The 10,363-nt window shown below is 67.5% G+C and carries 11 protein-coding genes; 8 read left to right on the forward strand and 3 right to left on the reverse strand.

What is annotated here, in order from left to right; genetic code table 11:
- Positions 1 to 147: 147 nt before the first annotated feature.
- The 6 genes from G3N92_RS13575 (at position 148) to G3N92_RS13600 (ending at position 6,069) form a co-directional block, all read left to right on the forward strand.
- Entirely contained in the window at positions 148 to 1,530 is a 1,383-nt protein-coding gene (locus G3N92_RS13575; RefSeq protein WP_206128040.1) for an MFS transporter, read from the forward strand.
- Between the two features lie 40 nt (positions 1,531 to 1,570).
- Positions 1,571 to 2,578 (forward strand): alcohol dehydrogenase catalytic domain-containing protein, encoded by a 1,008-nt coding sequence (locus G3N92_RS13580; protein ID WP_206128041.1) that lies wholly within the window; start codon positions 1,571 to 1,573, stop codon positions 2,576 to 2,578.
- Positions 2,575 to 3,354 (forward strand): SDR family NAD(P)-dependent oxidoreductase, encoded by a 780-nt coding sequence (locus G3N92_RS13585; RefSeq protein WP_339385912.1) that lies wholly within the window; start codon positions 2,575 to 2,577, stop codon positions 3,352 to 3,354. The genes G3N92_RS13580 and G3N92_RS13585 overlap by 4 nt, the downstream gene beginning before the upstream one ends.
- A gap of 65 nt (positions 3,355 to 3,419) precedes the next feature.
- Complete coding sequence (locus G3N92_RS13590) at positions 3,420 to 3,968, forward strand: 2,4'-dihydroxyacetophenone dioxygenase family protein (RefSeq protein WP_241014768.1); 549 nt, start codon at positions 3,420 to 3,422, stop codon at positions 3,966 to 3,968.
- Between the two features lie 71 nt (positions 3,969 to 4,039).
- Positions 4,040 to 5,212 (forward strand): CaiB/BaiF CoA-transferase family protein, encoded by a 1,173-nt coding sequence (locus tag G3N92_RS13595; protein WP_206128042.1) that lies wholly within the window; start codon positions 4,040 to 4,042, stop codon positions 5,210 to 5,212.
- A gap of 5 nt (positions 5,213 to 5,217) precedes the next feature.
- Positions 5,218 to 6,069, forward strand: coding sequence for a CoA ester lyase (locus tag G3N92_RS13600; RefSeq protein WP_206128043.1), 852 nt, complete (start codon positions 5,218 to 5,220; stop codon positions 6,067 to 6,069).
- Here G3N92_RS13600 and G3N92_RS13605 read toward each other — a convergent pair.
- Positions 6,038 to 6,985 carry a LysR substrate-binding domain-containing protein gene (locus G3N92_RS13605; protein WP_206128044.1) on the reverse strand — a complete coding sequence of 316 codons (948 nt, stop codon included), beginning with the start codon at positions 6,983 to 6,985 and terminating at the stop codon, positions 6,038 to 6,040. The two genes, G3N92_RS13600 and G3N92_RS13605, sit on opposite strands and share 32 nt — an antisense overlap.
- A gap of 60 nt (positions 6,986 to 7,045) precedes the next feature.
- Positions 7,046 to 7,837: a helix-turn-helix transcriptional regulator gene (locus tag G3N92_RS13610; protein ID WP_206128045.1), complete on the reverse strand. Its 792-nt coding sequence runs from the start codon at positions 7,835 to 7,837 to the stop codon at positions 7,046 to 7,048.
- A 116-nt stretch (positions 7,838 to 7,953) separates the two neighbouring features.
- Between G3N92_RS13610 and G3N92_RS13615 the strand changes: the two genes are divergently transcribed.
- Positions 7,954 to 8,541, forward strand: a complete 588-nt coding sequence (locus G3N92_RS13615; protein WP_241014769.1) for a YebB family permuted papain-like enzyme — start codon at positions 7,954 to 7,956, stop codon at positions 8,539 to 8,541.
- Between the two features lie 15 nt (positions 8,542 to 8,556).
- On the forward strand, positions 8,557 to 8,763 hold the full coding sequence (locus tag G3N92_RS13620) for a hypothetical protein (RefSeq protein WP_206128047.1): 207 nt from the start codon (positions 8,557 to 8,559) through the stop codon (positions 8,761 to 8,763).
- Between the two features lie 4 nt (positions 8,764 to 8,767).
- Here the strand turns inward: G3N92_RS13620 and G3N92_RS13625 are convergent, their stop codons facing one another.
- Entirely contained in the window at positions 8,768 to 10,063 is a 1,296-nt protein-coding gene (locus G3N92_RS13625; RefSeq protein WP_206128048.1) for a cystathionine gamma-synthase family protein, read from the reverse strand.
- Positions 10,064 to 10,363 lie beyond the last annotated feature (300 nt).

The raw sequence follows: 10,363 nt of genomic DNA on the forward strand, positions 1-10,363 counted from the left end.
CCCAGGCAATAGCCGGTATGGAAAATTCGTCTTTCCTCGCCCGCAACCCGCTCCGCTAGTATTTCGATCACATAACAAATAGAAAACCGACCCGCCCAGAGCAGGATCCAAAAAACGATTTCTCAAGACATTTGAGGAGACAAGCCGGTGAGCCAAAAAATAATCGACGTCGAGCAATTCCTCGACGACAACCGTTTTTCCCCGTTCCAGTGGACGATCCTCGTCCTCTGCTTCCTGATCGTCTCGATCGACGGCCTCGACACGGCCGCGATGGGCTATATCGCGCCGTCGCTGATCGCCGAATGGCACGTGTCGAAGGCCGCGCTCGCGCCGGTCATGAGCGCGGCGCTGCTGGGCCTCGCGTTCGGCGCGCTGACGGCCGGCCCGCTGGCCGACCGCTTCGGCCGCAAGAAGGTGATCGTGATTTCGTCGCTGCTGTTCGGCGTGATGACGCTGGCCAGCGCGCTGGCCGATTCGCTGTGGTCGCTGACCGCGCTGCGCTTCGTCACCGGCCTCGGGCTCGGCGCGGCGCTGCCGAACAGCGTCACGCTGATGAGCGAATACGTGCCGCACCGCCGCCGCTCGCTGCTCTCGACGCTGATGTTCTGCGGGCTGTCGATCGGTTCCGCCTCGGCCGGCTTCGTGGCCTCGGCCGTGGTGCCGTCGCACGGCTGGCGCGCGCTGCTCGTGATCGGCGGCGTGCTGCCGCTGGTGTGCGCGGTGTTCCTGATGCTGATCCTGCCGGAATCGGTGCGCTTCCTGGTGGTGCGCAACGCGCCGGCCGAGCGGATCGCCGCGATCCTGCGCAGGATTTCCGCGAAGGCCGACTTCGCCGGCGCCCGCTTCGTGCTGCCCGAAAGCCTCAATCCGCAGGCACGTTCCGGGTCGCCGGTGCTCGCGCTGTTCCAGCACAACAACGGGCTCGGCACCGTGATGCTGTGGCTGACCTATTTCATGGGCCTGATCATCGTCTACACCGTGACGGGCTGGCTGCCGACCATGATGAAGGACGCCGGCGTGGGCGTGGCGCAGGCCGCGATCGTCACCGGCATGTTCCTGACCGGCAGCACCGCCGGCAACATCGTGATGGGCTGGCTGATGGACCGCATCAGCGGCTACATCGTGATCACCTGCGCCTATGCGGCCTCCGCGCTTTGCCTGATTGCGATCGCGTTCCATCCGCTCAACGATGTGCCGATGCAGGAATTCCTGGTGTTCCTCGCCGGCTTCGCGATGGGCAGCCAGGTGCAGACGGTGATTCTCGCCACGCAGTTCTACCGCACCCAATACCGCGCCACCGGCGTGAGCTGGGTGCTCGGGATCGGGCGCTTCGGCGGCGTGTTCGGCGCGTCGATGGGCGGGATCCTGATGTCGCGCGGCTGGGAATCGCACGAGATCTTCATGGCGCTGGCGATCCCTGCCGCGGTGGCGGCCTCGGCGATCGGCATCAAGGGCCTGTATTACACGTTCCGCCCGACCACGCAGCCCGCCGCCGGCACGGAATCGCTGGGCCGTCAGCACGCGCAGTGAGCGGCCTGCCCCGACTTCATCCAGAAACGAGACGACACGCATGAAAGCTTATGTGACGGAACAGCCCCGGCAATTGACGCTGACGGAAGTCGACGAGCCGCAAGCCGGGCCGGGGCAGGTGCTGCTCCAGGTGCGCGCGGTGGGCATCTGCGGCTCGGATCACCACATCTACCTGGGCCATCATCCGTACGCGAAACTGCCGATGGTGCAGGGCCACGAGTTCTGCGCGACGATCCTGGCATATGGTTCGGACTGCAAACGAAGCCTGCCCGTAGGCAGCCAGGTGGTGATCGAGCCGCTGCTGCGTTGCGGCGCCTGCTACGCCTGCCAGCAAGGCCGCTACAACTGCTGCGAGAGCCTCGCGATCTTCGGCGTGCATCGCCCCGGCGCGTTCCAGGAACGGGTGGTGGTGCCCGAATACCTGATGCATGCGGCCGACGGCGTGCTGCCGCAGGTGGCCACGTTCGCCGAGCCGCTGTCGATCGCGGTGCAGGCCGCGAAGCGCGGCCGTATCGTGGCCGACGACATCGTGCTGATCCTCGGCGCGGGCCCGATCGGGCTGGCCACGGTGCTGGCCTGCAAGGATCTCGGCGCGAAGGTGGCGATCTCCGACGTGATGGCGTCGCGGCTCGAGAAGGCCCGCGCGCTCGGCGCCGATTTCGTGTTCAACCCGGCGCACGACGATCCGCAGGCGATCCGCGCGTGGTCCGGCGGCGGCGTGACGGCCGTGATCGACGCGGTGGCGGTGGAGCCGGCGATCAAGCTCGGCGTCGACGCGCTGCGCGCCGCGGGCCGTTACGTGCTGGTGGGCATGTCGGGCAAGAACCTGCCGATTCCGATCAGCACCGTGGTGGCGAAGGAGATCGACATCATCGGCTCGCGCAACAGCTCGAACGTGTTCGCCGACGCGGTGGCGCTGCTCCAGCGCAACATCGGCAAGGTCGAGCGGATCATCTCGATCTCGCACGGCCTCGACACGCTGCCGGCCATGATGGATTACTCGATCGAGCATCCTCAGGACGTCGAAAAGATGGTCGTGGTGCTGTGAGCGCCGCCGCCATCGATTTCTCGTCCCGCAACGTGCTGGTGACGGGCGGCGCGCGCGGAATCGGGCTCGGCATGGTGCGCGCGTTCCTCGACAGCGGCGCACGCGTGGTGTTCGTCGACCACGACGAGCAGCTCGGGCGCGATGCCGAACGCCGCCTGCGCGAGCAACACGGCGACGTCCATTTCGTGGCCGCCGACGTGGGCCGCTTCGATTCGTGCCGGGCCGCGTTCGCGCGCGCCGAGGCGCTGCTCGGGCCGATCGACACGCTGATCAACAACGCCGGCATCTCGCCGAAGACGGATGGCCGCGGCCTGCCGGTCGACGCGATCCCGGTGGACGAATGGCTGCGCGTGGTCGACGTGAACCTGAACGGCATCTTCTATTTCACGAAGCTCGCCACGCCGGGCATGAAGCAACGCGGCTTCGGCCGGATCGTGTCGATGTCGTCGGTGGCCGGCAAGGCCTACCTCGACGTCTGCGCGCTGCATTACGCAGCCACCAAGGCCGCCGTGATCGGCGTGACGCGCCAGCTCGCGGGCGAGCTCGGGCCGTTCGGCATCAACGTCAACGCGATCGCGCCGGGGCGCATCGACACCGAGATGGTGGCGGTGGCGGGCGAGGCCGCGAACGCCGCGTACGTCGCGCAAACCCCGTTGAAGCGGCTCGGCACGACGCGCGAAGTGGCCGCGCTGTGCCTGTATCTCGCCTCGAAGGACGAAGCGGGATTCGTCACCGGCCAGGTTGTCGACGTGGCCGGCGGCTGGCTGATGACCTGACGCGCGGCGTCGGGCAGCCCAATACGAACATCACATCGAAAGACGAAGAAAGAGGACCCACGAACATGAACGATCGCGCCATGAACCGCAACAACGGCAAGCCCGAACCCGCCGCCTTCGCGCACCCGCGCGAGTTCCACATCGCCAACGGGCTGGTGCTGCCGAACGCCATTTCCGGCGTGGAAGAGGACGAGCACCTGTGGGTGCCGCAATCGGAAGGCGTCAGCTTCAAGCCGATCATGCTGCACGCCACGCAAGGCTATTTCATCAACCTGCTGCGTGTGCGGCGCTCCGGCGTGCTGTCGGTGCATCACCACACCGGGCCGGTTCACGCGTTCCCGATCAAGGGCCGCTGGTACTACCTGGAGCACGACTGGGTGGCCGAGGCGGGCGGTTACGCGTTCGAGCCGCCGGGCGAGATCCACACGCTGTTCGTGCCGGAGGACGTGACCGAGATGATCACGCTGTTCCATGCGACGGGCGGCTATGTGTATCTCGACGCGGCCGGCAAGGCGATCGGCTACGAGGACGTGTTCACGAAGATCGAGAGCTGCCGCGCGCATTACGAGCGCATCGGCCTCGGTGCGGATTACGTCAACCGGTTCGTGCGTTGACGGCGGGCGCGGCCCGCGCCTGCCTCGCGACGCACCCCGTCTCAACCCGACGAACCTCTACAGGAGAAAGCATGCGGCCGCTCGACGGAATCAAGGTTGTCGCGCTGGAGCACGCGATCGCGGCACCGTTCTGCACCCGGCAACTGGCCGACCTCGGCGCGCGCGTGATCAAGATCGAACGCCCCGACGTGGGCGACTTCGCGCGCGGCTACGACAAGCGCGTGCGGGGGCTGTCCTCGCACTTCGTCTGGACCAACCGTTCGAAGGAGAGCCTCGCGCTCGATCTGAAGGGCGAGCAGGCCGACGCGATCCTGCATGCGCTGCTGGCCGACGCCGACGTGCTGGTGCAGAACCTCGCGCCCGGTGCGGCCGACCGGCTCGGGCTCGACTACGACAGCCTGCACGCGCGCTATCCGCGCATGATCGTGTGCAATATCAGCGGCTATGGGCCGGACGGCCCGTATCGCGACAAGAAGGCTTACGACCTGCTGATCCAGAGCGAGGCCGGCTTTCTGTCGGTGACCGGCGATGAAAACGAGGTGGCCAAGGCCGGCTGCTCGGTGGCCGACATCGCGGCCGGCATGTATGCGTTCACGAACGTGATGGCCGCGCTGCTGCAACGCCAGAAGACGGGCGAGGGCTGCCGCATCGATGTGTCGATGCTCGAAAGCATGGCGGAATGGATGAGCTTTCCGCTCTACTACGCGATCGACGACCAGACGCCGCCGCCGCGCTCGGGCGCGTCGCACGCCACGATCTTCCCGTACGGGCCGTTCGAGGCCGGCGACGGCAACGTGGTCATGCTCGGTTTGCAGAACGAGCGCGAGTGGGGCGTGTTCTGCCGCGAAGTGCTGCAGCGGCCCGAGCTGGCCGACGACCCGCGCTTCGACGCGAACCACAAGCGCCTGACGCACAAGAGCGAGCTGCGCGCGATCATCGTGGCCACGCTGGCGGCGTCGAGCGCGGCGCAGGTCATCGCGCGGCTCGATGCGGCCGGCATTGCCAACGCGAACGTCAACGACATGCAGGCCGTGTGGCGGCACCCGCAACTGGCAGCGCGCGGGCGCTGGACCACCGTGGACAGCCCGGCGGGCAGGATTCCGGCGATGTATCCGCCCGGCGTGCCGGCCGCGTTCATGCCGCGCATGGATCCGATTCCGGCGCTTGGTGAGCACACCGAAGCGATTCTGCGCGAGCTGGGCTTCGCGCGTTCGGAGAAGGAAGACTATGCGACGAACGGGTGACGCCGATGCATGAACGCAGCTATCTGTTCGTGCCGGGCAACCGGCCCGAGCGCTTCGACAAGGCCTGCGCGAGCGGCGCCGACGCGGTGATTCTCGATCTGGAGGATGCGGTCGGGCCGGCCGACAAGCCCGCCGCGCGCGACGCCGTGTGCGCGTGGCTTGCGCGGCGGCAGCCGGGCGGCGTGCCGGTGCATGTGCGCATCAATGCGGCCGATACGCCGTATCACGCCGACGATGTGCGCTGCCTGACCGCTTTGAATGGCCTGGCCGGCCCGGCCGGCCTGGTCGTGCCGAAAGCGGCCAGCGGCGTGCAGTTGCGTGCACTGGCCGCGCAACTGCCGGCCCATGCCGTGCTGCTGCCGCTGATCGAGACGGCGGCCGGTTTCGACGCGCTGCGCGAGCTGGCCCGCGCGCCGCGCGTGGCGCGGCTGCTGTTCGGCACGCTCGATTTTCAGGTGGAAACGGGCATTCGCGGCACCGGCGACGCATTGCTGATGTTCCGCTCGATGCTGACCTACGAATCGGTGCTGGCCGGGCTCGATGCGCCGGTCGACGGCATCGCCGAATCGCTCGACGACGCGCGCCTGATTCACGACGACACGACGCGCGCGCGCAACCTGGGCTTCGGCGCGAAGCTCTGCATTCATCCGAAGCAGATCGCGCCCGTGCACGCCGCGTTCGCGCACAGCGCCGACGAGATCGCCTGGGCGCGGCGCGTGATCGACGCGCTCGAACGCAGCGGCGGCGCGGCCACCACCGTGGACGGCAAGATGATCGACGCGCCCGTGGCGCGCCAGGCCGAGCGCATCCTGCGGGCTTGCGCGGCTACGACGCCTGCGCCGGCGTGCGCAACGTGATGCCCTGCCACACGCCCTGACGCTGCAACTCGGCGATCAATTCGATCATCGTGTTGCGCACGGCCTGCGTGGCCGCGATCATCGGCACCGCCTTCGACCAGCACAGGCTGGCGGCGCGCGTCATGGTGGGCTCGTCGATGCGCGCGATGCGCGGCGGCTTCTGGAAATGCCGGCGCGCCAGCGCCGAGGCGGGCAGCACGGTGCAGGCCGCGCCCGATTCCGCGATCTCCAGCATGGTGGGCAGCGAATCGATGTCGGCGACGATGTTCAGTTCCACGTCCGCCTGGAAGAACGTGCGCTCGATCTGCAGCCGCAGCCCGTTCGCGCGGCCCGGCGCGACCATCGGCACGTTCGCGAGCCGCTTGAGCGCGCAGGTCTTGGCATCGTCGGGCAGGCCTTCGATGGTGCCGCCCACCACATACAGATCCTCGTCGAACAGCGGATGCACCGACACGCCGAGGCTTTCGGTGTCGCGGAACAGGATCGCCAGATCGAGCCGCCCGTTCGCGAGCAGTTCGGTGATGTAGCCGCTCATGCTCTCGAAGATCTGCAGCCGAATGCCCGGATATTGTTGCGCGACGCTGATGAACAGCGGCGTGGCGAGCACCGACGCGATGGTGGTCGGAAAGCCGATCGCCACCGTGCCCGACACGCTGCCGCCGCCGGATTTCACGCGCTGCGGGATTTCGTCCATGCGGCGCAGCACGTCGCGCGCCAGTTGATAGAGCGCCTTGCCGGCCTCGGTGGCCGTGACGCCTTGCGGACTGCGAATCAATAGCGGCGTGTCGAGTTCGGCTTCGAGCGTGACCATCATCTGGCTCAGCGACGGCTGGGCCACGAACAACCGCTCCGCCGCCTTCGACATGCTGCCGGAATCGATGATGGCGACGAAATAGCGGAGTTGACGGACATCCATTGCGTGTGGGATTCGGTAGGCGGGGAATGCCGTTATCGTGCCGCAAGCGCCGTGTTTTGGCTATCGGGAATGGTGCGCAACACGCGACGATTCCGCGACGTCGGGCGCCTCGGGCGCCGCCTCGCGCTTCAAGGCCCGGAACGCCTCCGGCTCCCACACGCGCATCGCCAGCAGCAGCGCCGTGCCGCGCTTGTCGGCCAGCGGCGCGCGGGCCGATTCGTCATGCAGCGCGGCCAGCTTCTTGCGCAGCCGCTGCATCTCGCCCTGCAATTGCGCGTGGGCCGCGGCCGTCAGCATGCCGTGCGCGAAATCGAGCGTTTCGTCGTTGGCATTGAAGCGGCTGCGCATGAAATCTGGCAGGCCCTGATGCACGAAGAACTGGCGGATCGGGCCATCGGGCAGCCAGTCGAAATCGCGCGCGACGAGCAGGCGGATGCGGTTGCCCGGCTTCACGCTGGCGAGGCCCATCCGGTCGAGCACGAGCAAATGCTTGATGCACTCGGCCTTCGACAGCCGATAGACCGCCGTCATCTCTTCGAGCGTCCAGTGATTGAGCGCGCACACCGCCACCAGCAGCAGCTTGTCGTTCGACACGAGCTTCGCTTCCTGTTCGCGCGACAACCGGTGCAGGCGCGGCGCGGCCGCTTCGGCGTCCTGCATCAGCTCCGCCATCGGCACGTCGAGCAGGCCGCAGAACTGCGCGAGCCGCTCGACGGTCAGGCGGCTGCCCGTGAGCAGGCGCTTCACGCTCGGCTCCGAGAGATCGAGCGCGCGCGCCGCGTCGCGATAGGTCAGGCCCGCGGCCTTGAGGCGCTGCTTGATGGCGGCGATGAGCTGGGCGGTGTCGGTCATGAGGTATTGAAAATTGATACTTGGCGTAGCATTTTATGCAGTTTTCATCGAAAACAAATCGAAACATGCGACCTTGCACGACACTGCCCCGCACATCACAACGAGAGGGGGCCGGCATGACGGTCGAATACGGGGCAAGGGCGGAGCACGATTGGCAGATCGGGGATCTGGTGTTCATTCGCGTGACGGCGCGGCCGTTTCTGGAGGTGTCGCGCGCCACGGATTCGTGGACCAACCACGTGGGCGTGATCGTCGACATCGGCTACGACGGCCCGCTGGTGGCGGAGAGCACGTTTCCGTTCGCGCGCGTCACGCCGCTGGCGCGCTTCCTGGGCCGCTCGGAACAGGGCCGTTACACGCTGGCGCGGCTCACGATGCCGCTCGACGCCGGGCATCGCGGCCGCTTGCGCGAGGCGGTGCGGCGGCGGCTCGGCACGTTCTACGACACCGGCTTCGATATCGATTCGCGCCGCCAGTTCTGCTCGCGATTCGTGCGCGAGGTGATCGGCGAAGCGACGCAGGTGCTGATCGGCGAGGTGGAAAGCTTCGCATGCCTGTTGAAGCGCAATCCCGATCCGAAGCTGACGTTCTGGCGGTTCTGGTATTTCGGCCGGATTCCGTGGCAGCGCAGGACGGTCACGCCGGCCAGCTTGCTGAGGAGCCCGTATCTACGCGTGGCGTTCGAAACGCCGTGCGCCGTTTAGGACGACGACATTGCCATGAGCGACACCGCCATCGATATTCCGTTTTATTTTTTGCTGCCGCTGTTCGGCGTCATTTACTGGCCGGTCACGCTGGGCCTGGCGGCCGTGCTGGGCTGGGTCGCCTTCAAGCTGCGAGGCCCCGCTCGCATGATCGCGGGCGGGGCCTCGTTGCTGCTGCTGGCCGATCTCGCGGCGGGCGGGATCCTGCTGGCCGCGAGCTAGCGCACTAGCGCGCTTCCGAACACGCGCGGAACGCATTCTCCAGATCGGCGATCAGATCGTCGCCGTGCTCCAGGCCGATCGAGATCCGGATCAGGCCTTCGCTCACGCCCGCCTTCTCGCGCGCATCGGCCGATACGCCCGAATGCGTCGTGGAGGCCGGATGGCACACGAGCGATTCCGAGCCGCCCAGGCTCACGGCCGATTTGAACAGCCGCAGCGCATTGATGAAACGGAACGCCTGCGCGCGTCCGCCGTTCAGCACGAATGCGAACGTCGAGCCGGCCCCCGTGCATTGACGCCGGTACACGGCCTGATAGGCCGGATCCTCGATGCACTCGGGGTGGAACACCGTCACCGGTTGATACGGATTCCCGACCAGCCAGCGCGCCACCTGGCTCGCCGTGCGGGTGGCCTGCGTCATGCGCAGCACCACGGTTTCCATCGAGCGCAGCAGCATCCACGACGAATGCGGATCGAGCTGCGAGCCGAACGCGCCGCGAATCGAGCGCACCTTCGCGATCAGCGCGCGGCTGCCCGTCACGCCGCCCGCCACCAGATCGCTGTGGCCGCCGACGTATTTGGTCAATGAATACACCGACAGATCGATGCGGTGCGCGGCGGGCTTCTGGAAGATCGGCCCGAGCAGCGTGTTGTCGCATGCCGAGATCGGGCGATAGCCGTGGCGCTGCTCGAACGCGTCGATCTCGGCGGCCAGCGCGTCGAGATCGATCATCGAATTGGTGGGATTGGCCGGCGTTTCCACGTGCACCAGGCGCACCGGGCCGGCCTTCGCGGCGGCTTCCAGCGCGTCGCGGATCGACTGCGCGTCGAGCCCGTTGCCGATCGCGTGCGCGCCCACGCCCCAGTCGGGGAAGATCTTCGAGATCAGCGTTTCGGTGCCGCCGTACAGCGGCGCGGATTGCACGAGCTGATCGCCGGGCTTCAGGAACGCGAGGAACACGGTGGAGATCGCCGACATGCCGCTCGACGTGACGGCGGCCGCCTCGGCGCCGTCGAGCAGCGCGAGCCGGTCCTCGACGATTTCGAGGTTCGGGTGATTGAAGCGGCTGTAGACGAGTCCGGCCGCCTCGCCTTCGGGCAGCGGCTTGCGGCCCGACACGATGTCGAAGAACGCCGCGCCGTCCTCGGCGGACTGGAACGCGAACGTGGAAGTCAGGAACACGGGCGGCTTGACCGCGCCTTCGGAGAGGAAGGGGTCGTAGCCGTACGACATCATCTGGGTTTCGGGGTGCAGCGGGCGACCGTTCAGATCCTTCTTGTGATAGTTCGAATACGCCATGGTGAGGCCTCGATCAGGAAGGGAGGAGCGCCGCCCGGCCGCGCCCGCGGGTGCGGATAAGCGCCCGCAGGCACGCGCCGGGCGGCGGGGCGAGCATGCTGTGCAGCGCATTGCCCGGCCAGCATAGGCGTTCCGCCGGGTTCCCGCAAACCGGGCGAACGCTTGGTCGGGCGTGCGCGGATCAGGCGGCGCCGGCGTCGTCGAGGCGCAGCACCCAGCCGCGCGGGGCGCGTTTCAGCTCGATGCGCGTGAGCGGTGCGATGTCGAGGCGCAGCATGGCGTCGGGCGGCGTGCCGAGCG

The sequence above is a fragment of the Burkholderia sp. Ac-20379 genome, assembly GCF_017104645.1.
Classification (GTDB): Bacteria; Pseudomonadota; Gammaproteobacteria; order Burkholderiales; family Burkholderiaceae; genus Burkholderia.

Coding starts and splice junctions, on each gene's coding strand:
- G3N92_RS13580 (WP_206128041.1), top strand. CDS start 1,571: ATGAAAGCTTATGTGACGGAACAGCCCCGGCAATTGACGCTGACGGAA.
- G3N92_RS13590 (WP_241014768.1), top strand. CDS start 3,420: ATGAACGATCGCGCCATGAACCGCAACAACGGCAAGCCCGAACCCGCC.
- G3N92_RS13595 (WP_206128042.1), top strand. CDS start 4,040: ATGCGGCCGCTCGACGGAATCAAGGTTGTCGCGCTGGAGCACGCGATC.
- G3N92_RS13600 (WP_206128043.1), top strand. CDS start 5,218: ATGCATGAACGCAGCTATCTGTTCGTGCCGGGCAACCGGCCCGAGCGC.
- G3N92_RS13605 (WP_206128044.1), bottom strand. CDS start 6,985: ATGGATGTCCGTCAACTCCGCTATTTCGTCGCCATCATCGATTCCGGC.
- G3N92_RS13610 (WP_206128045.1), bottom strand. CDS start 7,837: ATGACCGACACCGCCCAGCTCATCGCCGCCATCAAGCAGCGCCTCAAG.
- G3N92_RS13615 (WP_241014769.1), top strand. CDS start 7,954: ATGACGGTCGAATACGGGGCAAGGGCGGAGCACGATTGGCAGATCGGG.
- G3N92_RS13620 (WP_206128047.1), top strand. CDS start 8,557: ATGAGCGACACCGCCATCGATATTCCGTTTTATTTTTTGCTGCCGCTG.
- G3N92_RS13625 (WP_206128048.1), bottom strand. CDS start 10,063: ATGGCGTATTCGAACTATCACAAGAAGGATCTGAACGGTCGCCCGCTG.